This is a genomic window from Sulfitobacter sp. HI0027 (genome assembly GCF_001634775.1).
Classification (GTDB): domain Bacteria; phylum Pseudomonadota; class Alphaproteobacteria; order Rhodobacterales; family Rhodobacteraceae; genus Sulfitobacter.
Genome location: NZ_LWER01000455.1, coordinates 39,146 through 62,708, shown reverse-complemented (window position 1 = coordinate 62,708; position 23,563 = coordinate 39,146). Strand labels below are relative to the sequence as shown.

Annotated in this window: 23 protein-coding genes; 7 read left to right on the top strand and 16 right to left on the bottom strand. The window is 60.8% G+C overall.

All coding sequences use genetic code 11. The annotated features are described in order from the left end of the window. Window positions 1-20: 20 nt before the first annotated feature. Together A3722_RS22445 and A3722_RS22440 are read right to left on the bottom strand one after the other, a co-directional pair. Entirely contained in the window at window positions 21-290 is a 270-nt protein-coding gene (locus tag A3722_RS22445) for a hypothetical protein (RefSeq protein WP_067622034.1), read from the bottom strand. A gap of 238 nt (window positions 291-528) precedes the next feature. Further along, window positions 529-885 carry a PRC-barrel domain-containing protein gene (locus A3722_RS22440; RefSeq protein WP_067622031.1) on the bottom strand — a complete coding sequence of 119 codons (357 nt, stop codon included), beginning with the start codon at window positions 883-885 and terminating at the stop codon, window positions 529-531. A gap of 180 nt (window positions 886-1,065) precedes the next feature. Here A3722_RS22440 and A3722_RS22435 point away from each other — a divergent pair, with 180 nt between their 5' ends. Both A3722_RS22435 and A3722_RS22430 read left to right on the top strand, forming a co-directional pair. Continuing rightward, window positions 1,066-1,251, top strand: a complete 186-nt coding sequence (locus A3722_RS22435; protein ID WP_067622028.1) for a PLDc N-terminal domain-containing protein — start codon at window positions 1,066-1,068, stop codon at window positions 1,249-1,251. A gap of 118 nt (window positions 1,252-1,369) precedes the next feature. Further along, entirely contained in the window at window positions 1,370-2,041 is a 672-nt protein-coding gene (locus tag A3722_RS22430; RefSeq protein ID WP_067622025.1) for a hypothetical protein, read from the top strand. A 59-nt stretch (window positions 2,042-2,100) separates the two neighbouring features. Here the strand turns inward: A3722_RS22430 and A3722_RS22425 are convergent, their stop codons facing one another. The 3 genes from A3722_RS22425 to A3722_RS22415 all read right to left on the bottom strand — a co-directional run bounded on the left by A3722_RS22425 (window position 2,101) and on the right by A3722_RS22415 (window position 6,592). Beyond that, entirely contained in the window at window positions 2,101-4,389 is a 2,289-nt protein-coding gene (locus A3722_RS22425) for a glycosyl hydrolase family 28-related protein (protein WP_067622021.1), read from the bottom strand. Between the two features lie 147 nt (window positions 4,390-4,536). Then, entirely contained in the window at window positions 4,537-4,950 is a 414-nt protein-coding gene (locus A3722_RS22420; RefSeq protein WP_082849592.1) for a DUF4864 domain-containing protein, read from the bottom strand. Window positions 4,951-5,011: 61 nt separating this feature from the next. Beyond that, on the bottom strand, window positions 5,012-6,592 hold the full coding sequence (locus A3722_RS22415) for a lysine--tRNA ligase (protein ID WP_067622018.1): 1,581 nt from the start codon (window positions 6,590-6,592) through the stop codon (window positions 5,012-5,014). A 122-nt stretch (window positions 6,593-6,714) separates the two neighbouring features. On the opposite strand from A3722_RS22415, the gene A3722_RS22410 reads away from it, so the two are divergent. Then, window positions 6,715-7,137 (top strand): tellurite resistance TerB family protein, encoded by a 423-nt coding sequence (locus A3722_RS22410; protein WP_067622015.1) that lies wholly within the window; start codon window positions 6,715-6,717, stop codon window positions 7,135-7,137. Between the two features lie 7 nt (window positions 7,138-7,144). On the opposite strand, the gene dacB is transcribed toward A3722_RS22410, so the two are convergent. Further along, complete coding sequence (dacB, locus tag A3722_RS22405; protein WP_236627511.1) at window positions 7,145-8,740, bottom strand: D-alanyl-D-alanine carboxypeptidase/D-alanyl-D-alanine endopeptidase; 1,596 nt, start codon at window positions 8,738-8,740, stop codon at window positions 7,145-7,147. Between the two features lie 100 nt (window positions 8,741-8,840). On the opposite strand from dacB, the gene A3722_RS22400 reads away from it, so the two are divergent. Then, window positions 8,841-9,674, top strand: coding sequence for a DMT family transporter (locus A3722_RS22400; RefSeq protein WP_067916474.1), 834 nt, complete (start codon window positions 8,841-8,843; stop codon window positions 9,672-9,674). On the opposite strand, the gene A3722_RS22395 is transcribed toward A3722_RS22400, so the two are convergent. The 3 genes from A3722_RS22395 to A3722_RS22385 all read right to left on the bottom strand — a co-directional run bounded on the left by A3722_RS22395 (window position 9,666) and on the right by A3722_RS22385 (window position 12,338). Then, window positions 9,666-10,259, bottom strand: a complete 594-nt coding sequence (locus A3722_RS22395; RefSeq protein WP_067623426.1) for a nicotinate-nucleotide adenylyltransferase — start codon at window positions 10,257-10,259, stop codon at window positions 9,666-9,668. The genes A3722_RS22400 and A3722_RS22395 overlap by 9 nt on opposite strands. A gap of 82 nt (window positions 10,260-10,341) precedes the next feature. Beyond that, window positions 10,342-11,889 carry an alanine/glycine:cation symporter family protein gene (locus A3722_RS22390; protein ID WP_067623408.1) on the bottom strand — a complete coding sequence of 516 codons (1,548 nt, stop codon included), beginning with the start codon at window positions 11,887-11,889 and terminating at the stop codon, window positions 10,342-10,344. Window positions 11,890-11,900: 11 nt separating this feature from the next. Further along, complete coding sequence (locus A3722_RS22385; protein ID WP_067623405.1) at window positions 11,901-12,338, bottom strand: universal stress protein; 438 nt, start codon at window positions 12,336-12,338, stop codon at window positions 11,901-11,903. Window positions 12,339-12,694: 356 nt separating this feature from the next. Here A3722_RS22385 and ettA point away from each other — a divergent pair, with 356 nt between their 5' ends. Further along, window positions 12,695-14,350: an energy-dependent translational throttle protein EttA gene (gene ettA / locus A3722_RS22380; protein WP_067623402.1), complete on the top strand. Its 1,656-nt coding sequence runs from the start codon at window positions 12,695-12,697 to the stop codon at window positions 14,348-14,350. Between the two features lie 170 nt (window positions 14,351-14,520). Here the strand turns inward: ettA and A3722_RS22375 are convergent, their stop codons facing one another. Further along, a complete protein-coding gene (locus tag A3722_RS22375; protein ID WP_236627510.1) occupies window positions 14,521-15,498 on the bottom strand; it encodes a response regulator in 978 nt (325 codons plus the stop codon). 376 nt (window positions 15,499-15,874) lie between these two features. Here A3722_RS22375 and A3722_RS22370 point away from each other — a divergent pair, with 376 nt between their 5' ends. Continuing rightward, a complete protein-coding gene (locus A3722_RS22370; RefSeq protein ID WP_067265226.1) occupies window positions 15,875-16,081 on the top strand; it encodes a cold-shock protein in 207 nt (68 codons plus the stop codon). A 142-nt stretch (window positions 16,082-16,223) separates the two neighbouring features. Then, entirely contained in the window at window positions 16,224-16,775 is a 552-nt protein-coding gene (locus A3722_RS22365) for a L,D-transpeptidase (protein ID WP_067623420.1), read from the top strand. Window positions 16,776-17,089: 314 nt separating this feature from the next. Here the strand turns inward: A3722_RS22365 and A3722_RS22360 are convergent, their stop codons facing one another. The 6 genes from A3722_RS22360 to A3722_RS22335 all read right to left on the bottom strand — a co-directional run bounded on the left by A3722_RS22360 (window position 17,090) and on the right by A3722_RS22335 (window position 23,441). Continuing rightward, window positions 17,090-18,070: an ABC transporter substrate-binding protein gene (locus A3722_RS22360; RefSeq protein WP_067623398.1), complete on the bottom strand. Its 981-nt coding sequence runs from the start codon at window positions 18,068-18,070 to the stop codon at window positions 17,090-17,092. Window positions 18,071-18,097: 27 nt separating this feature from the next. Then, complete coding sequence (locus A3722_RS22355; protein WP_067623417.1) at window positions 18,098-18,937, bottom strand: ABC transporter permease; 840 nt, start codon at window positions 18,935-18,937, stop codon at window positions 18,098-18,100. Continuing rightward, on the bottom strand, window positions 18,937-19,797 hold the full coding sequence (locus A3722_RS22350; RefSeq protein ID WP_201722095.1) for an ABC transporter permease: 861 nt from the start codon (window positions 19,795-19,797) through the stop codon (window positions 18,937-18,939). The genes A3722_RS22355 and A3722_RS22350 overlap by 1 nt, the downstream gene beginning before the upstream one ends. Continuing rightward, entirely contained in the window at window positions 19,797-20,582 is a 786-nt protein-coding gene (locus A3722_RS22345; protein ID WP_067623392.1) for an ABC transporter ATP-binding protein, read from the bottom strand. Before A3722_RS22345 ends, A3722_RS22350 begins: the two co-directional genes overlap by 1 nt. 74 nt (window positions 20,583-20,656) lie before the next feature. Beyond that, window positions 20,657-22,117: a dihydropyrimidinase gene (gene hydA / locus A3722_RS22340; RefSeq protein ID WP_067623387.1), complete on the bottom strand. Its 1,461-nt coding sequence runs from the start codon at window positions 22,115-22,117 to the stop codon at window positions 20,657-20,659. Window positions 22,118-22,190: 73 nt separating this feature from the next. After that, the gene (locus A3722_RS22335) at window positions 22,191-23,441 is read right to left on the bottom strand and encodes a Zn-dependent hydrolase (RefSeq protein WP_067623384.1); all 1,251 of its coding nucleotides are present in this window, start codon (window positions 23,439-23,441) and stop codon (window positions 22,191-22,193) included. Between the last annotated feature and the right edge of the window lie 122 nt (window positions 23,442-23,563).

Below are 23,563 nucleotides of genomic sequence, written 5' to 3'. Positions count from 1 at the left end.
AGCATGTCAGAGCGGCCAAGCTACCGTCGAAGTGCCGCCACCAAGGCCAGCACCAGTGCCGCGCCAATCGCCGCCACGACCAGCAGCAAAAGCAAGCCCCCCGCCGCCACCACCGTGACGCCAAGCGCGGCAAGGATAAAGGGTAGCGCAACGGCGCCCACAACCCCCAGAATGAGGTACAGAAGTCGGTTCCGGCCCGCCACGGCGCCAGCAATCGCCCCGGCGGCAAGCCCGACGACCACAAGTGCGATCAGCGCCACCGCGCCAAGCGTATCAAGAAAGGCTTCCATTAAACGGATCTCCTACATCAGATGAATGGTACGAATGGCACGCCGCACCCCGCGAGGGTAAGCAGCAGGCTAAAAGCGATCAATCGGCGCATCGAGAATTCCCTTTCCGGTCACGGCCAAACCGGCCGTCCCGCCATGAGACCCGATCCGCGCCGCGAAAACAATGGGCTGCGCTGAATATCGCCCCCACAAAAAAGGGAGGCGATACCGCCTCCCCCTTGTCAGTCGGGAATACCGATCAAAGCCAGTAGTAGGGCACGCCGTAGTGGTCAAACGTGCGCTCTTGCCATGCGCGGTCGCTGTGCCACTGTTCGGTCCGTTCCGGCGCACCTTTGACCGTGGCCTCGTCGATGTTTGTCCTGAAACCATCGCGGGCCGGATCATAGTCCAGCGCGTTCCATGGCACGGGGTAATGCTCTTCTCCGATGCCAAGAAAACCACCGAAACCCATCACGGCATAGGCAACCTTGCCGGATTTCTTGTCGATCATCAGGTGGTCGATGTGGCCGATTTCGGTCCCATCCGCGCTGAAAACGGCGGTGCCGTTCACATTGCCCGAAGAAACCAGCGATGCGGGTGCTGTCGTGTCGGTCATGGCCTGTTCCTTTCATGATTGCTGTAACGACAATACCCAAGGCGGGCGGCGCCGGTTCCCGTCATGCGGGCGGGCTGGCAAAGATCGGCTCACTTCCGCGCGGCGCGGCTTGGGAACTATTTGGCCCTCGCTTGGGTTGATCACTCAATAGAAACACACGCATTCGAGAGGGATCATACAATGGAATATGGACTTTTAGGGCTCATCGTCCTCATCGCCGACATCTACGCCATCTATCAGGTCATCACCTCAAACGCATCGGGCGCTGCCAAAATCGCTTGGGTGTTGGGCATCATCATCCTGCCTGTACTCGGCTTCATCGTCTGGCTGATCGCAGGCCCACGTGGCAACAAAGCCCACGTGTAACAGCCCTGACATAGACGACCCCGAAACCCGGTGCCCATGGTGCCGGGTTTTTACGTTCGACCGTCCGAGGCAACGATTTGTTAACCGCTATTAACCAAGATCGCCGCAGGAGCCTGCCATGCGATCTGCCTTTTGCCTTACCCTGCTGGCCTGCCAGCTAAGCCCCGCCGCCGCCCCAGCCGGACCATGGCTGCGCGAAGAGGGCACGACTTTTATCTCAAGCTCCTTCTCGGCGACCTACTTCTACGACCTTAGCCAAAGCACCTATATCGAATACGGGCTGCGCGAGACCCTGACCCTCGGCTTCGACCTGAACACCGCCCAAAGCCGCTTTGGCCAACAAAGCGGCCATGCCACCGTGTTCCTGCGGTTTCCCTTGGGAGAGCCGACCGAAATGGGGCGTTGGGCCTATGACATCGGCGCCGGAGCAAGCTGGTCGGGGGATCTGATTTCTTCCCACCTCAGGGCGGGGCTGTCTTGGGGCCGCGGCTTCACCTTGGGCGCGCGAAACGGCTGGCTGACCGTCGATACTTCGGCAAGGTGGGAGTTTGGGTTTTCGCAAGAGGTCATCAAGATCGACAGCACCGCCGGGCTGGACTTCACACCGGTGACCACCGGAATGGCGCAGGTCTTTCTGACCTACACCGGTGGCGAAACCTACGCCAAATTCGCGCCGTCCATCGTCCTGTCGCCCAGCTTCAGCAAGTACCGCCTGCAATTGGGCAGCGAAATTCCAATCGACGCGCCCGAAAATACCGCCCTCACCCTCAGCCTCTGGCGGGAGTTCTGACAGAAAAGGCCCCGCCGATCTCCGGCAGGGCCCTTCAGTGGTTCAGCAAGCCGCCGGGATCAGCGGTTGTCCATCCGCACCATCACAGAGACCTTCCCCTTCACCGGCGTCGGCCAAACCACATGAAGCTGATCTCGGTCCGGCCCTTCGGCATGTGTCACGTAAGGCATATCAAACTGCGCCACATTGTTGCTGTTGCGGATCGCACCATGAGCCACCACCGCATCGCTGTTCAGCGCCTGCCCCTCGAAAGGCAGATGGCCCGCCGTATCGATCACCCAAGTCTCTGACGGCGTGGACTGCGTGAACTCAATCTCGGCCATATTCTCCACCTGCGTGGTCACCGCATGGAAAGAATTGCCCTTCATCACCACGTTCTTGCAGCGCGACAGATCAAGGTCGGCAAAGGTCGTATCCACCCGCTCCGCCCGGTCGATGCTGCCGTTCAGGCTGCGGAAACGGTTGCCGGTGATCGCCACCCCGCTCAGGAAATGCCCCGCGCCATGCGGTTTCACCACGATATAGCTGAACCAAGGCGCCACCTCGCCCGACAGAAAGATATTGTCGCTGATGCTGAGTGCACTGAACGAATAGCCCGAAGTGAAGGCGGGGGTCGGGTCCTGCTCATTCGTCCATTCGATAAAGCAGTTGTCGACGTAATTGCCCGTCACCACCGCGCTGGTATGCGCCGAGGCAAGGATGAGCCCCGCAGAGCGCACACCGTTGTCGACCTCATCCCCTTGAAAGAAGTGATTGCCCGTCACGATGCTGTTGCCCCCCGCCAGCAGCGCAAAATGGCGGAACTTGGTGGCGCGGCAGTCGCGCAGCTTCACGTCGTTGGCGTTGGTGTTGAGCGCGATAGAGGTCCGGTTCGGCACCGTCAGCGCATCCTCCGCCGACAGGAACTGGCAGCGGTCGATCAACATGCCCTGACAGCCCCCGCCGATCGACGTGACGCCGCGGTCCTTGGGGCGGCTGACGAAACAGTCGCGCAGGTGAAAGATCAGCCCCGCAGGCGCAAGGTTGATCGCGCTACAGCGGTTGTTGCACTGGAATTCGATGTCGGCCATCACGAACTTCGACAGCGAGGCGAAGCCGCTAAAATCCACCATGTGTTGGAACTTGCGGAAGGTGAAATTCTGCGTTCCTTCCGCATCGTAGAGCGGCGCATTCAGGGTGATCTCCTGCGTGGCGACGTTTTTGGAGCGCACATAGATCTCGCGCCCCACCCCGGTGCCTTCGACCAGCGCGCCGACGGGCACATTGGCGATATTGGTTACATTGGTCAGCTTGCGGCTATCCGAGGCGGCATAGCGCGCCTGCGAGGTCACCACCACCGTGTCCCAATTGCTGCTCGACGACGCCTCAAGCTGGCCATTTCGGATCACCCGACGCGTGGCATAGCTGGTCTTGTCCGGCACCGCCGCCTGCATATCCAGCGGTCCGGTCACATTCACTTTGCGCCCGCCCATGTCGAGAGAGTCGTGATCCGCGTTGTTTAGAAGCGCCTGAAACGCTTTGAGAAAAGCGGTTTCTTCGTTTTCGAAGGCTTCGATATAGCTGGGCAAGTCAAAGTTGCGGCGCAGCAGCAGAACGGCCCCCACCGGCATGGTGACATGGCCCTCAAATTTGACCGGCGTGTCAAAGGTGATATCCCCGTTCAGCAGATAATTCCCCGCAGGCACCAAGACCGTGCGCCCGTCGGCGGCGGCATTGGCGGCCTCAAAGGCGGCGGTGTCATCGCTCACCCCATTGCCCACCGCACCAAAGTCGCGCACATCAACCTGAGCCAACATGTCCCGCAGGAAAACAGAGGTGACATCTTCGATCTCGATATCGTCGATCCGAACCACGCCACCGGTCGGCCCGGTCAGGTCCAGCCCAAAATGGCCGTAGACGGCCCCGGTGCCCCAAACCATGTCGACGCCGCCCCGGTCGCCGCTGCCGATAATCGCGCTGACCTCGACCACCTCGCCATAGGCCGTCAGCGTCTCCGCCGGGCCAGCTTCCGTCATGCCGCTCACCCGGCCCCCGCCCGATTGCGCCGGGTATCCCGCGATCCGCACCGTTGGCAGATTGCCACTGACCGCCTTCACCCGCGCCGTCACCCGCAGGTAACACCCCGGCAGCAGCGTGGTTTGCCCCATGTAGCGCAATTGTTGGGTACTTTGGGTCTTCAGCAATTCCAGCGCCCCGCCGAAATCCTGATCTGCCGGGACAAAGGCCGCATTGGCCGCGTTCTCATAGGTGTCTGACCCCGGCGTGCCATCGCCGCTTGACCAGACATCCAGACCCGCCGCAAAGGGTGTCGGCATCAGCACCACGCCGTCGGTAATCGCCTTGTTCATCGCTTTTCCTTTCCCCGGTCTGCACCTCCCACCGGGGCGCGCCGCTCAACTGCTCTGGCTCGGACAGGCCGAACCGCGAGGTCAGGGAAGTATCAACGATGTGTTAATCGCCGCTTGGCCCGCCGTGCGGGCATCGCGCAACAGCGCTCAGACGTTGGCCCCCGGCGCGTCGAGGACCTGCACCCCTCCGATGCGCCAGCCTGCGTCCGTCTGCTCCATCAGATAGCCCAGCAAATGGGTAAACCCCTTGGGGTCGACAACCTGCACCACCTGATAAAAGCGCGCCCCATCCGCGCGACGGTCAAGAAACCGTACCTCGGCAGGGTTCTGCACCATGGGATACCCGTTGCTCACCATGCTGCGAAAGTTCTCGGGGGTCTGGAAAAAGCGCTGCAAATTCGGCGTGGCGAATTCGAGGGCAGCGGCAAAGTCATCCGCGCGAAAGGCCTCGAATTGGCTGTTGATCGTCTCTTCGATCTCGGCCTGCTGCGCCATAGCGCCAAAGCTCAGGAGGGCCGACAGCACCAGCCCTCCGAAAAATGTGAACATCCCTTTACGCATCGCCTTTCCCCCTTTGCCCATATTGAATGATCTAAGTCACGCAAGGGCAGAGGCAAAAGTTTCACGTGTTGGTCAGCTTGCCTTCTAGTGCGGCGTCGATCAGTGCCACGGTCTCATCCACGCCGTAAAGCGCGATAAACCCACCAAATCGCGGCCCTTGGCTGGCGCCCAGCAACACTTCGTAAAGCGCCGTGAACCAATCGCGCAGCGGGTCGAAACGCTCTTTGCCGACGGCAAAAACCATGCTCTGCAGCGCTTCGGCATCCAGACCACCGTCCCAAACCTTCAGCCGCTCGCGCAGGTCTTCCAGCGCTTCGCGCTCCAGATCGCTCGGCGCGCGGAACACTTTGGTCGGTTTGACGAAGTCATTGAAATAGCGCACCGCATGGCCCGCCGCCTGATCCATACCGGGGTTGTTTTCCGGCGTGGCCTCAGGCGCATAGCGCTGGATGAAACCCCAAAGCTGCGACTTGTCCTCGGCGCTCGACACGCTCGCAAGGTTCAGCAGCATCGAGAAGGGCACCACCATGTCCGACTTCGGCACATCGCCCCCGTGGATGTGCCAGACCGGGTTGTTCAGCCGCGCCTTGGTGTCTTGTGTTTCATAAGCCCGCAGCTGCTGGTGGTATTCGTCCACCGCCTTGGGGATCACGTCGAAATACATGCGCTTGGCCGTTTTGGGCTTTTGGAACATGAAATACGACAGGCTCTCAGTGCTGGCATAGGTCAGCCACTGGTCGATCGAGATGCCGTTGCCCGAGGACTTGGAAATCTTCTGCCCGTTCTCGTCGAGAAACAGCTCATAGCTGAAATGCTCGGGCTTCTTACCGCCGAGGATCTCACAGATGCGGTCATAGATCGCGGTATTGGTCGCGTGTTCTTTGCCGTACATCTCAAAGTCGACATCCAGAGCGGCCCAACGCGCGCCGAAATCGGGTTTCCATTGCAGCTTCACATTGCCGCCTGTCACCGGCAGGGTCATCTCGGTGCCGTCCTCGTCGTCGAAGGTGATCGTGCCGTCCTTGGCGTTGACCTCTTTCATCGGCACATAAAGCACGCGGCCCGTCTCGGGGTGGATCGGCAGAAAGATCGAATAGGTCTGACGACGCTCCTCGCGCAGCGACTTCAGCATCACCGCCATGATCTCATCGTATTTCTCGCAGGCGCGCAGCAGCACCTCATCGAATTGACCAGAACGATAGAACTCGCGCGCGGAATAGAACTCATACTCGAACCCAAAGGTATCGAGGAACCGGCGCAGCATGGCGTTGTTGTGGTGGCCAAAGCTCTCATGCGTGCCGAACGGATCCGGCACCACGGTCAGCGGTTTGTGCATATGCTCTTTCAGCATGTCCTGCTGCGGCACGTTGCCCGGCACTTTGCGCATGCCATCCAGATCGTCCGAGAAGCACACCAGCTTGGTGGGAATATCGCTGATCTCTTCAAAGGCGCGCTTGATCATCGTGGTGCGCAGCACCTCACCAAAGGTCCCGATATGCGGCAAGCCCGAGGGGCCATAGCCCGTCTCGAACAGCACATAGCCCTTCTCTGGCGGTTTCTTGGCGTAACGTTTGAGCACCCGGCGCGCTTCTTCAAATGGCCATGCTTTGCTGCTGAGTGCCGCGTCTCGGGTCTCGGACATGTTAGATCATCCATCTTTTGGCGCCCCTGCGCCCAATGCGCACGGGGTCGCCCGTTCCTATTGCTTCGCACCCTGAGGGTCAATATTCTGCGCTGCAACATACCTGTTCAAAGGATTTCCCGATGCCCGACACATCTTCCCTCTCGCTCAGCGCCCAAGACAGCCTTGTCGCGCTGATGATCGCGGTCTCGGCCTCGGACGAAGACATTCGCACCGCCGAACTGGTCAAAATCGAATCCGCGCTGAACCTGCTGCCGGTGTTCTCGGGCTACGACAACGACCGCGTCGCGACGATCAGCAAGACGGTCTTTGACCTGTTTGAACAAGAAGACGGGCTGGATGCCCTCTTTGGCCTGATCCGCGAAGCGCTGCCCGAACGCCTGCATGAAACGGCCTATGCGCTGGCCTGCGACGTGGCCGCCGCCGATGGCACGCTCGACGAAGCCGAACTGCGCCTGCTCGAAGAAATCCGCTATGAGCTCAACATTGACCGGCTCCACGCCGCCGCGATCGAGCGCGGCGCGCGGGCACGGCACCTGACCTAAGCGCGGGTTAGGACTCTTCCAGCACGGCTTCCTGCTCTGCCTCGCCCTCAGCGTCAGGCTCGGGGGCCGTCTGCGTTTCAGGCTCGGCTGCGGCTTCCGGCTCAGGTTTCACGGCCACGTTATACAGCAACCCCCAACGCTCCAGCAGGCCACGCTGCACACGTTTGGCCCGCCCGTTCCAAGTCCTCGCCCCCGGCGGACGCTCCCGTTCCGCCCGGCTGATCTTGGCGCGTTCATCGGTGTTCGCGGTCAGGATCGCAAAGGCCAGAACCCGATCTTCGGGCGTGGTCAAAAAACCAGCCAGCGCCGAAACAAAGTTCAGCGTCCCGGTCTTCGCGTCGATCTTGATCGGATTGTTCCGCTCTGGACGGCCCCGGTCATCGCGCAGATAGACCGGCTTCAGAATAGGCCGCAGCCCGGTGCCGTGAATGCGCGCCAGCCCCCCGGCCATGTCATGCACGGTCATCTTGCTGTCATCGCCAAGGCCCGAGTGGTCGATCATCGCCGGGTTTTCCATGCCCAGTTCCTCGACCGCCCATTTGTTCATCTCTGCCGCCGAGGCACGCAGGCTGGGCACCGTTCCCAGCCGCTTGGCGCTGGCGGCCAAGCCGACCATCTCTGCCGTGAGGTTAGTGGAGTATTCCAGCATGTCCTTCAGGATCGGCCGCAACTTGGCGCTGCGATGGGTGACGAGGGTCTCCCCTTCGGGCAGCGCTTCGGCCAGTTCCGCATCGCCCAACTTGATGCCGTGGCTGCGGGCAATCGTCGCGAAAATATCGCCCGCATAGACGCCGGGCCGCCGGATCGGCAGCCAACGCGCGCCGCCCGAGCCCAAGGCGCTCTTTGCCACGGTCCAGACATCGCGGTCGGGGCGGTTCTCGTAGGTGTAAACCGGCCCGCTTCGATCGACGACTTCCATCGTCGCGGCGCGCACCGCAGGCGCATAACGCCCCGCGCGGCCCTCCATCGTCACGTCATAACCACCGCCACTGCGTTTCCATTCGAAATGCACCCGGTTGTAATTCAGCGCGATGCCCGAAACGCCGGGGTTATAGCCCACATGGTCGGGCTGTTCGGGGTCAATCGCAAAGGTCGCGGGAAATGCGCCCTCATAGACCTTGAACGTGCCCTTTACGCCAATGATGCCCGCCTCTTTCAACTCTTCGGCCATCTGGCCCAGATCGTCGCTGTCGAGTGTCGGGTCACCCCCGCCAACGAGGATCAGATCGCCCTGCACCTCGCCATTGACCACACCGCCGGTCGCCAGCAACCGCGTCTCGAAAACGTGATCAGGGCCCAGTTGGTCCAGCGCATAAAGCGCGGTGATCGCCTTAATGCTGCTGGCCGGCGGAATGCCATCGGTGGCGTTGGACGCCTCCAGCCAGATGCCGGTTTCGACATCGACCACGGCAAAGGCTACCGTGCCGCTGATCCCGCTGTCTGCGATGATCTCGGAAACGTTAGGAATGGCCTGTTTATACAGGTCGTCATTACGCCCCATGGGGCGCAACGAAGTGGTCGGGGACTCGGCCCAAGCAGAGGCCGCCACCATCGCAGCGGCAGCCGTTCCAAGGAAAATGCGTCGTGTAAAACTCTGGCTCATGGGCTTGATATAAACCCCATGCGGCGTTCGGCCACAACCTGTCTGACAACAGGGGGCCTTTCGCGGTTGCACAAAACCGCCGACCTGCTACCCCGACGTCATGCAACGCGCTATTCCGATCATGTTTATCGCCATGTCACTGATCCCCGCAGGGGACAGCGCGGGCAAGATTTTGACCTCGGGGATGGGCGTGGCACCGGTTTTTGTGGCGTGGTCGCGCTTTGCCATCGGCGCGCTGATGGTGCTGCCGTTCCTGCCGCGTGGCACTTGGGGCCTGATGCGCGACTGGCGGCTCTGGCTGCGCGCCGCGACGCTGGCGGCGGGGATCACCTGCATTCAAACCGCGCTCCAGACCGAGGCGATTGCCAATGTCTTTGCCGCCTTCTTTATCGGACCGATGGTTAGCTACCTATTGGCCGCACTGTTCTTGCGCGAACGCATCACCCTGCTACGCAGTGCGCTAATCTTACTCGGGTTTTTCGGTGTGCTGCTGGTCGTACGCCCCGGCATGGGGGGTGGCACGGGCGGGCCGGGGCTGCTCTTCGCTGTGGCGGCGGGGCTGTTCTACGGCGTCTTTCTCACCATGTCGCGCTGGCTTTCTGATCTGGCACCGCCCCTTGCGCTGACCTTCACCCAACTGGCGATGAGCGCGGTGATGCTGCTGCCCCTGGGCCTGATGAACCTGCCCCAAGCCACCCTGCCCGTTGCGGGGCTGGCGACCGCAAGCGCGCTGTTTTCCATGTTGGGTAATCTGCTGCTGCTCTATGCCTATCGCCGCGCGCCTGCGACGCGGCTGGCACCTTTGGTCTATTTCCAACTGATCGCGGCGGTGCTGCTGGGTCTGTTCCTGTTTAGCACCCTGCCCGACGCGCTGACATGGGCGGGGCTTGCGGTGATCATCACCGCTGGCATCACCTCGGCCCGGCTACGCTGAGCGCCAACCCCCGGCGGCCCGCAGCGCGGTTGACGACACATCGACCATCGGCACATTCACGAAACACCACGCAGGCGCCGTGGCATGGCCCAAAAGCTGGCTGTTCCGCCCCGCGATCCGGTAAGGCGCATAAAGCGCCGCCGCCCGGCTCATCCGGGCCGAGATGCGCTGGCCGGGTCGGGCAAGCACACCGACCGGCACTGTCTCCATGATCTGCCGCCAGTCTTGCCACAGATGAAACTGCGCAAGGTTATCGGCCCCCATTAGCCAGACGAACCGCACGCCGGGATAGCGCCGCCGCAGCGCCGCCAGCGTCTGAGCCGTGTAACGGGTGCCAAGCTGCGCTTCGATGTCCGTGATCTCGACCCTCGGGTGTTCCATCACCGCCTGCGCCCGCGCCTTGCGCTGCGCCATGGGCGCTGGCCCGTGGTCTTTCAGCGGGTTGCCGGGGCTAAGCAGCCACCAGACGCGGTCCAGCCCGAACCGTTTCAACGCCTCGCGGGTGATATGCGCATGCCCCTCATGCGCCGGATCAAACGACCCGCCCAACAGGCCGATAACTTGGCCCTTGGCAGCGAATGGCATGGTATTGCGCAAGAAAATGGCCCCCGATCGGAAATCAGGGGCCAAAGGAGGGGCATTGCTGCCCTTTGTCAATGCAAAGCGCTTACTTGTGCTTCACGATCTCACCCGAGCGCAGCCGCGCGACATAGCTGTTCAGCTCGCGCTTCACGATCGGCATCAGGAAGTAGAGCGCGATGATGTTCACGATCGCCATCGAGAAGAGCATCGCATCGCTAAAGTCGATCACCGGCCCAAGGCTCGCCGCCGCACCGATCACGATGAAGACGCAGAAGATGATCTTAAAGATCAACTCCTTCACCGCCCCCTCGCCGAACAGATAGGTCCAAGCCTTGAGGCCGTAGTAGGACCAGCTGATCATGGTCGAGAAGGCAAAGAGTACCACTGCGATCATCAGCAGAACCGGGAACCACGAGAAGGCCCGCGCATAGGCCGCCGAGGTCAGGGCCACGCCGCTGACTTCACCTTCGGTCGCGATCCGGCCCGCTTCGGCGTTCCAGATGTAGAGCCCGGTTTCCGGGTCTTGGTTCAGCACGCCGCTGATCACGATGACCAAAGCCGTCATGGTGCAGATCACCACCGTGTCGATGAAGGGCTCCAACAGCGCGACGTAGCCCTCGGTCACCGGCTCTTTGGTACGCACCGCGGAGTGGGCAATGGCAGCCGAGCCGATGCCCGCTTCGTTTGAGAACGCCGCACGGCGGAAGCCTTGGATCAGCGCGCCGGTAAAGCCGCCGACAACGCCGAGACCAGTAAAGGCACCCATGAAGATCTGTCCAAAGGCCCAGCCGATCATATCCCAATTGATGATGAGGATCAGCACCGACACCAGCACATAGAAGACACCCATGAAGGGCACGATCTTCTCGGTCACCCGCGCAATGGACTTCAGACCACCTGCGATCACGGCAAAGGTCACACCGGCAAGGATCACACCGGTGATCCAGCCCGGGTAATCCCCCAGCACGCCCGCAAGCTGCGCATGGGCTTGGTTGGCCTGGAACATATTGCCCCCGCCGAGCGCGCCCAGAATGGTGAAGATCGAGAACAGCACCGCCATGAACCCACCCAGCGGCAGGCCGCGCTCGGCGAAGCCTTTGACGATGTAATACATCGGCCCGCCTGAAACATGGCCGTCGGGAAACTCATTACGGTATTTCACGCCCAGCGTACATTCGGTGAACTTGGTCGCCATGCCGAAAAGGCCCGCAACCACCATCCAGAATGTCGCCCCCGGCCCGCCAATGCTGACAGCCACGGCCACGCCCGCGATGTTGCCCAGACCCACGGTGCCCGACAGCGCGGTTGCAAGCGCCTGAAAGTGGCTGACCTCGCCCGCGTCATCCGGATCAGAGTAATCGCCCCGCACCAGTTGGATCGAATGCCAGAAGCCTTTGACCTGAATGGCACCGAAATAGACGGTAAAGACCACCGCCCCCACGACCAGCCACAGCGCGATCCAAGAGAAATTCGTGCCCGGCAGCGGGGCAAAGATGAAGGAGACATACCAACCGGTGTAATCTGCGAAAATCTGGTTGATACGCTCGTCGAAGCCGACAGCCTCTTGCGCGGCGGCAAAGCTCGGCAGCAATGACGCAAATACCGCCATCACATAGGTAAATAACTTGTTCATGGCTTATCCTTTCAGGGAATGATCGTGACCGGCACGCTGGAGCCTGCGACCAATCGGCCTGTCACCCCACCAAAGAGCCGCTTGAGCCCGCGCTCACCGACCCGACCGACAACAATCTGAAGCGCACCGCGCTTCTTGGCGACACCTTCAAGGATATCGGCCACATCACCGTGCCGCACGATCCCTTCGACCTCCACGCCCGAGGCTTTGGCCTCTGCCACTGCCGGATCAAGCACCACATCATGCGCGCGCTGCAACTCCTGCTCGCGCCGCATGTGGCGCTGCTCGTTCTCTTCCTTGGTCTGAAAAGTGAAAGGCGACCATTCGATCACGAAGCAAACCGTGATCGAACAATCCCCGATCTGTTTGGCCTGAGCCTGAGCGAAGGCCAAAGCACGCGCGCCGGCCTCCGAACCGTCCAGACCCACAACGATTGTGGATTTTGACATGAGTATTTCCCTGTTTTTATGACTGCCAGTCGATGCACCGCGAATGGTGGGCACCGCTTTCAGCCTGCCTACTCCACGATGGCCGAAAATCGCCGCCCAATCGTAGATTGCAAGAATCCTAGCGCGAAAAGCGCAGAAAAGTCGACCGCATTTCGCTTCCCAACTGCACAGATCGCCTGCCAAACCGTTGTAAAACCATCCAATAGCCCGCATCGCCCGCCTGAGGCACGCGGCGCGAGACGCGCCTCTTGCGACACCGGCGGTCGACAGCCCTGCGGCGTATAGAGTGTTTGATCTTGCCCTGCCCGGGCGATATTGCACTGCAAACCCCAAATCGCGTTTCGAGGATTCTCCAAATGGCTGCCTATCAATACGTCTATCACATGTCCGGCGTCTCCAAGACCTATCCCGGGGGCAAGAAGACATTCGAAAACATCCACCTGAACTTCCTGCCCGGCGTGAAGATCGGTGTCGTTGGCGTCAACGGCGCGGGTAAATCCACCCTGCTCAAGATCATGGCCGGGCTCGACAAGGATTTCACCGGCGAGGCATGGGCCGCCGAGGGCGCCAAGGTCGGCTACCTGCCGCAGGAACCCAAGCTCGACCCGACCAAGACCGTGCGCGAGAACGTCATGGAGGGCGTGGCCGGGAAAAAGGCCATTCTGGACCGCTACAATGAACTGGCGATGAACTACAGCGACGAGACCGCTGAAGAGATGGCCAAGCTGCAAGACGACATCGACGCCCAAGACCTTTGGGATCTCGACAGCCAGATCGACGTATCGATGGAAGCGCTGCGCTGCCCGCCCGATGACGCGATGCCCGAAAACCTCTCGGGCGGTGAAGCGCGCCGCGTGGCGCTGTGCAAACTGCTGCTCGAAGCGCCCGACATGCTGCTCTTGGACGAACCGACCAACCACCTCGACGCCGAGACCATCGCATGGCTGCAACAGCACCTGATCGACTACAAAGGCACGATCCTTGCCGTCACCCACGACCGTTATTTCCTTGATGACATCACCAGCTGGATCCTCGAATTGGACCGTGGCCGCGGCATCCCTTACGAGGGCAACTATTCCGATTGGCTGGAGCAGAAAGCCAAGCGCCTGAGCCAAGAGGCCCGCGAAGACAAATCCAAGCAAAAGACGCTTGAGCGCGAACTTGAGTGGATGCGCCAAGGTGCCAAAGCACGTCAGGCCAAATCCAAAGCGCGGATCGCGGCCTATAACGAGATGGCCGAAACCTCCGAGCGCGAAAAACTCAGCCGCGCCCAGATCGTCATCCCCAACGGCCCGCGCCTTGGCAACAAGGTGATCGAGGTCGAAGGCCTGAAAAAGCACATGGGCGACAAGCAGCTGATCGACGGGCTCGACTTCTCGCTGCCGCCGGGTGGTATCGTTGGTGTGATCGGCCCCAACGGCGCGGGTAAATCCACGCTGTTCAAGATGCTCACCGGCCATGAAACGCCCGATGCAGGCTCCATTGAGTACGGCGACACAGTCGAGCTATCCTATGTCGATCAGTCCCGCGACGACCTGAACCATGACGACACCGTCTGGCAGGCAATCACCGGCGGAGCCGAGGTGATTAAACTCGGCGATGCCGAAGTGAACAGTCGTGCCTATTGCTCGTCGTTCAACTTCAAGGGCGGCGACCAGCAGAAGAAAGTGGGCCTCCTGTCGGGCGGTGAACGCAACCGCGTGCACATGGCGCGGCTGCTCAAAGAGGGCGGCAATGTGCTGCTGCTCGATGAACCGACCAACGACTTGGACGTGGAAACCCTCCGCGCGCTCGAAGACGCGCTGGTGGATTTCGCGGGCTGTGCCGTGGTCATCTCGCACGACCGTTTCTTCCTCGACCGTATCTGTACCCACATCCTTGCCTTTGAAGGCGAAGCGCATGTGGAATGGTTCGAAGGCAACTTTGAAGACTACGAAGAAGATAAGAAACGCCGTTTGGGTGCTGATGCGCTTGAGCCGAAGCGCCTGAAGCACAAGAAATTCGCGCGGTAAGCATTGCGGATTAGCGATTTGGAGGGCGTCGGATTGCCGGCGCCCTTTTCTTTTGCACAGCGCAGAATCGGTCCCGCCCGGTGACACGCGGGGCATCGCCAGAACGCGAAACGCCCGCCCCACCTCTCGGTAGAACGGGCGCGTCACAAAGCTGAGGACGAGCAGAGCCCTCAGCGTTCTTCGTCGATCGCCGTTTCCAGCTGGGCAAAGAGGTTGTCCTCATCATGCCGCGCCAGACCGTGCAGCGGATCCCAGCTTTGCAGATACTCACGCAGCTTGTTGCTGGCCGAAAGACCCGACCAGAGGCGCTGCTCGGTGACCGAATGCACTTGCAAGGACGGGGCCAGCCCGCCGTTCATACCTTTGCCGTCCCAATTCTTTTCCAGATGCTCGCGCGTGCGATCGGCCATCGAGGCGGTGTTCAACCGGGCGCGGCTCATCACCACCCCGATGAAACGCCCACTGCCTGCATAGGCCAAATGAAAGCGCATGCCCTCCAGCGAATGCACCGAGGCGCGGGCCACCTGCTCCATCTGGCGACGGAAGGCAGGGGCTTTGACCGCGCGATAAATGCCGCGCGCACCCTCGACTGAGATCGAAAAGAGGCTCATCGAAAAACAGCCGCTCGGCAGGCGCAGCAGGTAATTCTCAAGCTCGGAGACGTTGCTACAGGCCGAGACATCGAGATCGAAATCCTCGTCAAAGCGGATCTGCATCATCTGCGTCAACTCGCTCAGCGTATGCTGCGCCTCACGTTCGCGCAGCAGCGAGGCATTGAGCATGCTGGCGGCATTGATCCGCGCGCTGAGCTCAACACCATCCAAAGGCTTGCAGAGGAAATCGGTGGCCCCCGCATCAAAGGCCCGCTGCATCATCGCAGGTTCTTTGCTGGCGGTGATCATGATTATCGGCACGGCGCGGTAGAAAGGCACATCGCGGATCATCTCACACAGGCTGATCCCGTTGATGCCGGGCATCATGATATCAAGCAGGAAGGAATCGAACGGTTGGTTCGATTCCTGCATGATCTCAAGCGCCTCTTCCGAGCTTTCGCAACAGGTCAGCTCGTAATTGTCATTCTCGGTCAGGCAACCTGTAAGCAGGTCAAGAATGACCGGGTCATCGTCTACGGCAAGGATACGCATCATGTCTCATTACTCCACATGAGGGGGGCGCTGGCAGGCGCACTTGGGGCTTTCTCACAAAAAACCACCTATGCCGGGCAGTAATGAGACCAGTTTTAGGCAAACTCGGGACAGCGCATTCGGGGCCGCTCCCCGCAAAATATGGGGAACACGAAACTTCGTGGCGATAATTTGCCGAAATCCGCTACAGCGCAGACCTGTTGTGGCCCCAAAATGCGATGCCCCTTGAACGAATCCCCTCCTGATGCAATATAGACGGTGCAGACGTTATCTTTTTCGACCCACTGTCTCCCTCATACGGCGCTCAGTCTATCGATCCAGACCAACCACGCCGGGCCATCGCACCAACGCGGATGGCATAAATATGGAGACTACGGATATGGCCACTGGCACCGTAAAATGGTTCAACACAACTAAAGGCTTCGGCTTCATTGCTCCCGATGGCGGCAGCAAAGACGTTTTCGTGCACATTTCCGCTGTTGAGCGCGCTGGCCTGACCGGCCTGGCCGACAACCAGAAAGTGACCTTCGACATCGAAGCAGGCCGTGACGGCCGTGAATCCGCGACCAACCTCGCGCTGGCCTAATGGCCGGGGGCCTCGGCCCTGATGCAAGAATTTGACCGACCTGCTGATACCGGCAGGTCGGTTTTTTTATGTCCAGCCTTGCTAAAATGCGCCCCCGTGGCAAAATGCAGAGCGAAACAGCAATAGATTGATGGAGCCTGCCATGCGCCGCCGTAGTTTTCTGACCAGCACCGTGGCCGCAGCCGCCCTCCCCCTGATGGCGCAGGCGCGCACCGCCGCCTACAGTGCCGCCCCGCAGATGGTGCCGATGAAAGCGCAATATGCGCCCGGTCAATTGCTGATCCTGCCGCGCAGTCATTACCTCTATTTCGTAACCGCCCCGGGCCAAGCGATGCGCTATGGCGTGGGCGTCGGCAAAGCGGGTTTGGAATTCACCGGCACCGCCACCATCGACGTCAAAAAAGAATGGCCCACATGGCGCCCGACCAATGAGATGATCGAACGCGAGCCGCAGACCTACAAACGTTTCATCGGCAACACCGACGCCCAGCCCGGCGGCCCCGGCAACCCCTTGGGCGCGCGGGCGCTCTACCTGTTCCAGAACGGGCGAGACACCTTTTTCCGCATTCACGGCACCACGCAGCCGAACTCCATCGGACGGTCGGTTTCTAACGGCTGCATTCGGATGCTAAACGAACATGTGATCGATCTCTATCAGCGTGTGCCGATTGGGACGAAGGTCACGGTGCTCTAAGGCCAGCCTAGAGGAGAATAAGGGCTGAGCCTTGCGCTGGCCTTTACCGCCCCCATCGGCCCCGGTTCCAAGGGCCAACGTCTGCCCGTGGGGAGGCGATCACAACAGCAGGCAATGCCACTTTATGGCGCAGATTTGATGTGCGGCGGAAAGCGCAGAGTAACGCTCGCCAAATCGCCTACCCGCCGGGACGGGCAGGCGATGGCCCGGCGCCTGCGGCTTGATGCCGGGCCGTGGGGCCACTTGGGAACGTCGCACAAACGAAAAAGGGCCAGCGCAGCGCCAGCCCCTCCCCTCATCGTAGACGTCAAAGCTTACTGAAGCGCTTTATCCGTAATGTCATGGGTCCAAGCCCCCTCGGGCGCTTTGGTGATCATACCACCTTCCATGGTAATCTCCGCACTGCGGTCAAACGCGGCTTCGTCCAAGCGGCCATCGCTGCCCTCGGTCAGTTTGGCGATCTCGCCCATCATGCGGGTCTGGTGCTTCTCGGTCTGGGCGCCGGTCTGGTCGTTTTCCAGCACGATGTCGGCGGCTTCCTCGACATTCTCCTCGGCGTATTTCCAGCCTTTCATTGAGGCCCGCACGAAACGCGCCAGCTTGTCGACCATCTCAGGATCCGCAAGGTTTTCCTCGGTGGTATATAGCCCGTCTTCCAGCGTCGAAATGCCTTCATCCTCATATTTGAAGACCACCAGATCCTCGGGCGTCAGCCCCGCGTCGATCACCTGCCAATATTCGTTGTAGGTCATTGTGGTGGCGCATTCGACCTGCTTTTGCAGCAGCGGGTCGACGTTGAAGTTGATCTTTTGGATCGTCACCCCACCGTCGGAACCATCGGTGGCATAGCCCAGCTTGCCCATCCAGCTCATCAGCGGAATCTCGTTCCCGAAGAACCATGTGCCGAGTGTATTGCCGGGGAAATCCTCGGGGCTTTCGATGCCATGCTCTTTGAGACAGGTCAGCATCAGGCCGGATTTCGCGAAAGGCTGGGCGATGTTCACAATCGGCGCGCCCTTTTCGCGCGCGGCCAGCGCCGAGGGCAGCCAGTCGACCATCACGTCGGCCCCACCGCCCAGAAGCACCTGCACCGGCGCGATGTCCGGCCCGCCGGGCTTGATCGTGACGTCCAGCCCCTCTTCCTCGTAAAAGCCCTTGTCCTTGGCGACGTAATAGCCCGCGAACTGGGCCTGCGTGACCCATTTGAGCTGCAGCGTCAGGTCGTCGGCGGCCTGCGCCACGCCCCCCCAAAGGCCCAAGGCGGCCCCGGCTGCGATCTTCGTGATGGTTTTCATTTTTATCTCCCTGTTGGTTGGTCGTCTTTAGTTCCTCTGGCTGGGGTGCCAAAAGGTCACCCGTCCTTCGATAAGGGCCATGATACCATAGAACGCCGATCCGGCTATTGCCGCGACAACAATCTCGGCCCAGACCAGATCAAGCGCAAGCTGCCCAACCGAGGTGGAGATGCGAAAGCCCATGCCCAGCACCGGAGAGCCGAAGAATTCAGCAACGATGGCGCCGATCAGGGCAAGGGTGGTGCCGATCTTTAACCCGTTGAAGACAAAAGGCATCGCCGCAGGCAGCCGCAGTTTCAAAAGCGTGCGCCAATAACCGGCGGCATAGGTCCGCATCAAGTCGCGCTGCATGGCGTCACTGGCTTGCAAGCCCTGCACCGTGTTCACCAGCATCGGAAAGAACACCATGACCACGACAATCGCCGCCTTGGACTGCCAGCCAAAACCGAACCACATCACCATGATCGGCGCCATGCCGATGATCGGCAGCGCGGCCACGAAGTTGCCCACCGGCAAAAGCCCGCGTTGCAGAAAAGGGAAGCGGTCGATCGCCAGCGCCGTCAGGAACGCCGCGCCGCAGCCGATGATATAACCGCTCAGCGCGCCTTTGATAACGGTCTGCACAAAGTCGACCCAGAGGATGTCCAGCGACGTTGCAAACCGCGCAGCAATCACCGAAGGTGCAGGCAGCAGGACTTGGTTGATGTCAAAGCCCCGCACCACGCCTTCCCAGACAGCGATGAGCGTCAGACCGAAGACAACCGGCGAAGCGAGCGCCGCCCAGCGGGACGGTTTTTGCCGCGCCAGCCAGACGTTAATTGACAGACCGACCAGCCAAGCGACGATGGCGAAAAGAACCCAGCCCATCATGCCATTCCCATCCGTTTCAGCGTAAGCCTCTGGATCAGTCCGATCAGCCCAACCATCACCGCCGCCAAGGCCGCCGCCATAAGAAGCGCGCTCCAGATTTGCACCGTCTGGCCGTAGTAGCTGCCCGCCAGCAGACGCGCGCCGAGGCCTGCCACAGCGCCCGTTGGCATCTCACCCACGATCGCCCCCACCAGCGATGCCGCGACACCGACTTTCAGCGAGGTGAAGAAATACGGCATCGAAGACGGTAACCGCAATTTCCAAAAGGTCTGCCACCCGCTCGCGTTCCATGTCCGCATCTGGTCCAACTGCATCTGATCCGGGCTGCGGAGTCCTTTGACCATGCCCACGACCACCGGGAAGAACGACAGATACATGCTGATGATCGCCTTGGGCAGCAGGCCCGAGAGGCCCACAGCATTCAAAACCACGATGATCATTGGCGCGATGGCGAGAATCGGAATGGTCTGACTGGCAATCACCCAAGGCATCACCGACATGTCCATCGTGCGGTTAAACACGATCCCCACCGCCAACAGCGTGCCAAGCGCTGTGCCCATGACAAAGCCAAGGAAGGTCGCGCTGAAGGTGACCCATGTGTGATAGACAAGCGAGCGTTTCGACGTGACCTTCTTCATCACCGTGGTCTCCCACAGTTCGGCCCCCACCTGATGCGGTGCGGGCAGCTTGGGCTTGTCCTGCGACCACGTATCGGCCACCAATTCCGAGAATGTCAGCGTCTTGTCCGCCCGCGCCGCCACATCCCGCGCCCATTGCGCGTTAAGCGCGACAGCAGCGCCATACCAAACGACAATCAACAGCCCCACGACCGTAAGAACGGGGATAATGTTACGCATCAATCGTCCCCATGCCCGGCGCGCAGCCCCTCACGGACGCGATGCGCGATCTCAAGGAACTCTGGCGTCTCGCGGATTTCCAAGGGGCGTTCACGCGGCAGCGGGCTTTCGATCACATCCGCGATCCTACCGGGCCGCGGGCTCATCACCACGATCTTGGTGCTGAGATAGACCGCCTCAGGGATCGAGTGGGTGACGAAGGCAATGGTCTTTTCCGTCCGGGCCCAGAGCTTCAGCAGTTGCTCGTTGAGGTGGTCACGCACGATCTCATCCAACGCGCCAAAGGGTTCGTCCATCAGCAAGATATCGGCGTCGAACGACAGCGCCCGCGCGATGGAAGCGCGCTGTTGCATCCCGCCCGACAATTGCCAAGGGAATTTCTTTTCAAACCCGCTGAGTTCCACCAGTTCCAGCACGCGCTGCACCCGTTCGGCCTGCTCAGCACGGGGAATGCCCATGATCTCAAGCGGCAGCCGGATATTGCCGCCGATGGTGCGCCACGGATAGAGCCCCGCCGCCTGAAAGACGTAGCCGTAGGCCCGCGATTTGCGCGCCTCCTCGGGCGAGACACCGTTGATGGTCACGGTGCCGCCCGTGGGCTGCTCAAGGTCGGCCATCACCCGCAAGAAGGTCGTCTTCCCGCAGCCCGAGGGGCCGATAAAGCTGACGAAATCCCCCTTGTGGATATCAAGGTTCACGTCTTTCAACGCATGAACCGGCCCGTCGTTGGTTTGAAAGGTCAGATCTAGATTGCTGGCGCTGATCACGCTCTGGCTGTCATTCACAAATTTTACTTCCCTGTTGGTCGGCCGCTTTTAGCGCGGCACTTTACCTGATTGTCGTGGCGGCTTTACATCGCTCAGATCCCCGCCGGAATGTTCAGCGGATCGCGCTTGATCATCTTGGGGCTGTTGATCTCCTTCCACTTGCTGAGCGCGACATTGGCGCTTGGGAAGGCTGGGCGCGGCACGAAACGCCCACGTCCCGGCTGCGGCTGGCTGTTTTGACCCCAAGCCCAGATCACCTCACCGCGGCTGAGGGTATAGCGGCTCTGCGCCTTGACCTCGAACCCTTCAAAGACGTTGTAATCAAGGATGGAGTGGTGGTTCGCAGGGCTGATCGTCTTGGTGATCTTCGGATCCCAGACCACGATATCGGCATCCGCCCCTTCGACGATCGCACCCTTCTGCGGATAGATATTGAGGATCTTGGCGATATTGGTCGAGGTCGCAGCGACGAATTCGTTGGGCGTAAGCCGCCCCGTCTCTACCCCTTCGGTCCAAAGCACGGCCAGACGCTCTTCCAGTCCGTTTGAGCCGTTGGGAATGATCCGGAAATCATCGCGGCCTGCACGCTTCTGCTCGGTGCTGAACGCCGCGTGATCCGTCGCCACCACCTGCAAACTGCCCGCCTGCAAGCCGGCCCAAAGGCTGTCTTGGTGGTCTTTCGAGCGGAACGGCGGCGACATGACGCGCCGCGCGGCGTGGTCCCAATCTTTGTTGAAATACTCGGACTCATCCAGCGTCAGGAACTGGATCAGCGGCTCGCCATAAACCCGCATCCCCTTTTGCCGCGCACGGCGGATCGCCTCATGGGTCTGCTCGCAAGAGACGTGCACGATATACAGGGGCACGCCGGCGGTATCAGCGATGGTGATCGCGCGGTTTGCTGCTTCGCCTTCCAACTCAGGCGGACGGGAATAGGCGTGGCCTTCTGGCCCGGTGATGCCTTGATCGAAATACTTCTGCTGCAGCTCGGCCACCAGATCGCCGTTCTCGGCATGGACCATCGGCAGCGCGCCGAGTTCCGCACAGCGCTTGAAGGAGGCGAACATTTCGTCATCTTCGATCATCAACGCGCCTTTGTAGGCCATGAAGTGCTTAAAGCTGTTCACCCCCATGTCGACCGCGTCTTTCATCTCGTTAAAGACGTTTTCGTCCCAGCCGGTGATCGCCATGTGATAGCCGATGTCGCTGCAGATCTGCGGCGCGGATTTGCGGTGCCACTCGTTGATCGCGTTCTTGATGCTGCCATCGGCGCCGGGCAGACAGAAGTCCACTACCATCGTGGTGCCGCCCACCGCCGCGGCCCATGTGCCGCTCTCAAAGGTCTCAGCCGCCGTAGTGCCCATAAAGGGCATCTCCAGATGCGTATGCGGGTCGATCCCGCCGGGGATCACATAGGCGCCCTCGGCATCGATATATTCGTCGCCCTTCAGGTCTTCACCGATCTGCTTGATCTTCTCGCCCTCAATCAGGACATCGGCTTTCCATGTCCGGTCCGCCGTGCAAACCATGCCACCCTTGATTACCTTGCTCATCTTCTTCTCCCCATCTTTTCTGGCAATTCACGTCGGGGGGCCGGGGCAGCACCCCAGACCTCCGCCCGCGTGTTCAGCCCTCTATTTCCGCTGTCTCCAGCACCGCATGGAGCAGCACATCCGCCCCCGCCTTGGCCCAATCCTTGGTGATCTCTTCAGCCTCGTTGTGGCTCAGACCATCGACACAGGGGCACATCACCATCGCCGTGGGCGCCACCCGGTTGATCCAGCAGGCGTCATGCCCCGCGCCCGAAATCAAGTTCATATGGCTATAGCCCAACCGCTCGGCGGCATTGCGCACAGCCGTGACACAGCCATCATCAAAGGCCACGGGGTCGAAACCGCCGACCTTTTCAAACTCGATCTGCATGTCCATATCATCGGCGATCTTTTGGCCCTCGTCGCGCAGACGGGCCTCCATATCCTCGATCACGGCCAGTTCGGGCGACCGGAAATCGACGGTAAAGACCGTCTTGCCCGGAATCACGTTGCGCGAGTTCGGGTAGACTTCGATATGGCCTGCCGCCCCCACTGCATGGGGCGCGTGGCTGAGCGCGATCTCGTTCACCTTCTCCAACACCCGCGCCATTCCAAGACCGGCATCCCGGCGCATCGGCATCGGGGTGGAGCCGGTGTGGCTATCCTTGCCGGTGATCGTCACCTGCGTCCAGCTCAGGCCCTGACCGTGGGTCACAACGCCGATATCCTTGCCCTCGGCCTCTAGGATCGGGCCCTGTTCGATGTGCAATTCGAAGAAGGCATGCATCTTGCGCGCGCCCACTTCCTCGTCGCCCTTCCAGCCGATGCGCTGCAACTCATCGCCAAAGCTCTTACCCTCGGCGTCGGTGCGCGCGTAAGCCCAGTCCTGCGTGTGAATGCCAGCAAAAACCCCCGACGACAGCATCGCGGGGGCGTAACGGGTGCCTTCTTCGTTGGTGAAGTTGGTCACGACGATCGGGTGTTTGGTCTTGATCCCCAGATCGTTCATCGTGCGGATGATCTCCAACCCGCCGAGCACGCCAAGGATGCCATCGTATTTCCCGCCCGTGGGCTGGGTGTCGAGGTGGCTGCCCACATAGACCGGCAGCGCATCGGGATCGGTGCCCTCCCGCTGGGCGAACATATTGCCCATCTGGTCGAGCCCCATGGTGCAGCCCGCATCTTCGCACCACTTCTGGAACAGGGCGCGGCCTTCGGCATCTTCGTCGGTCAGCGTCTGACGGTTATTCCCCCCCGCCACGCCGGGGCCGATCTTGGCCATTTCCATCAAGGAATCCCACAGACGGTCGGGATCAATCTTGAGGTTCTCTCCGGGCGCGGGCATAGGTCACTCCTCTGTCATCGGCTTGGGCCGTGTTGTTTTTTTACCATTTGGTAAATCCACGATTGCGATTAGGTTAGGCTCTGTCAAGAACTGGTTTGAAACAACCCACCGCCGACCCGGCA

Bases quoted from the DNA above. Each gene is read 5' to 3' on its own strand.
- A3722_RS22445 (WP_067622034.1), bottom strand. From the start codon at position 290: ATGGAAGCCTTTCTTGATACGCTTGGCGCGGTGGCGCTGATCGCACTT.
- A3722_RS22440 (WP_067622031.1), bottom strand. From the start codon at position 885: ATGACCGACACGACAGCACCCGCATCGCTGGTTTCTTCGGGCAATGTG.
- A3722_RS22435 (WP_067622028.1), top strand. From the start codon at position 1,066: ATGGAATATGGACTTTTAGGGCTCATCGTCCTCATCGCCGACATCTAC.
- A3722_RS22430 (WP_067622025.1), top strand. From the start codon at position 1,370: ATGCGATCTGCCTTTTGCCTTACCCTGCTGGCCTGCCAGCTAAGCCCC.
- A3722_RS22425 (WP_067622021.1), bottom strand. From the start codon at position 4,389: ATGAACAAGGCGATTACCGACGGCGTGGTGCTGATGCCGACACCCTTT.
- A3722_RS22420 (WP_082849592.1), bottom strand. From the start codon at position 4,950: ATGCGTAAAGGGATGTTCACATTTTTCGGAGGGCTGGTGCTGTCGGCC.
- A3722_RS22415 (WP_067622018.1), bottom strand. From the start codon at position 6,592: ATGTCCGAGACCCGAGACGCGGCACTCAGCAGCAAAGCATGGCCATTT.
- A3722_RS22410 (WP_067622015.1), top strand. From the start codon at position 6,715: ATGCCCGACACATCTTCCCTCTCGCTCAGCGCCCAAGACAGCCTTGTC.
- dacB (WP_236627511.1), bottom strand. From the start codon at position 8,740: ATGAGCCAGAGTTTTACACGACGCATTTTCCTTGGAACGGCTGCCGCT.
- A3722_RS22400 (WP_067916474.1), top strand. From the start codon at position 8,841: ATGCAACGCGCTATTCCGATCATGTTTATCGCCATGTCACTGATCCCC.
- A3722_RS22395 (WP_067623426.1), bottom strand. From the start codon at position 10,259: ATGCCATTCGCTGCCAAGGGCCAAGTTATCGGCCTGTTGGGCGGGTCG.
- A3722_RS22390 (WP_067623408.1), bottom strand. From the start codon at position 11,889: ATGAACAAGTTATTTACCTATGTGATGGCGGTATTTGCGTCATTGCTG.
- A3722_RS22385 (WP_067623405.1), bottom strand. From the start codon at position 12,338: ATGTCAAAATCCACAATCGTTGTGGGTCTGGACGGTTCGGAGGCCGGC.
- ettA (WP_067623402.1), top strand. From the start codon at position 12,695: ATGGCTGCCTATCAATACGTCTATCACATGTCCGGCGTCTCCAAGACC.
- A3722_RS22375 (WP_236627510.1), bottom strand. From the start codon at position 15,498: ATGATGCGTATCCTTGCCGTAGACGATGACCCGGTCATTCTTGACCTG.
- A3722_RS22370 (WP_067265226.1), top strand. From the start codon at position 15,875: ATGGCCACTGGCACCGTAAAATGGTTCAACACAACTAAAGGCTTCGGC.
- A3722_RS22365 (WP_067623420.1), top strand. From the start codon at position 16,224: ATGCGCCGCCGTAGTTTTCTGACCAGCACCGTGGCCGCAGCCGCCCTC.
- A3722_RS22360 (WP_067623398.1), bottom strand. From the start codon at position 18,070: ATGAAAACCATCACGAAGATCGCAGCCGGGGCCGCCTTGGGCCTTTGG.
- A3722_RS22355 (WP_067623417.1), bottom strand. From the start codon at position 18,937: ATGGGCTGGGTTCTTTTCGCCATCGTCGCTTGGCTGGTCGGTCTGTCA.
- A3722_RS22350 (WP_201722095.1), bottom strand. From the start codon at position 19,797: ATGCGTAACATTATCCCCGTTCTTACGGTCGTGGGGCTGTTGATTGTC.
- hydA (WP_067623387.1), bottom strand. From the start codon at position 22,117: ATGAGCAAGGTAATCAAGGGTGGCATGGTTTGCACGGCGGACCGGACA.
- A3722_RS22335 (WP_067623384.1), bottom strand. From the start codon at position 23,441: ATGCCCGCGCCCGGAGAGAACCTCAAGATTGATCCCGACCGTCTGTGG.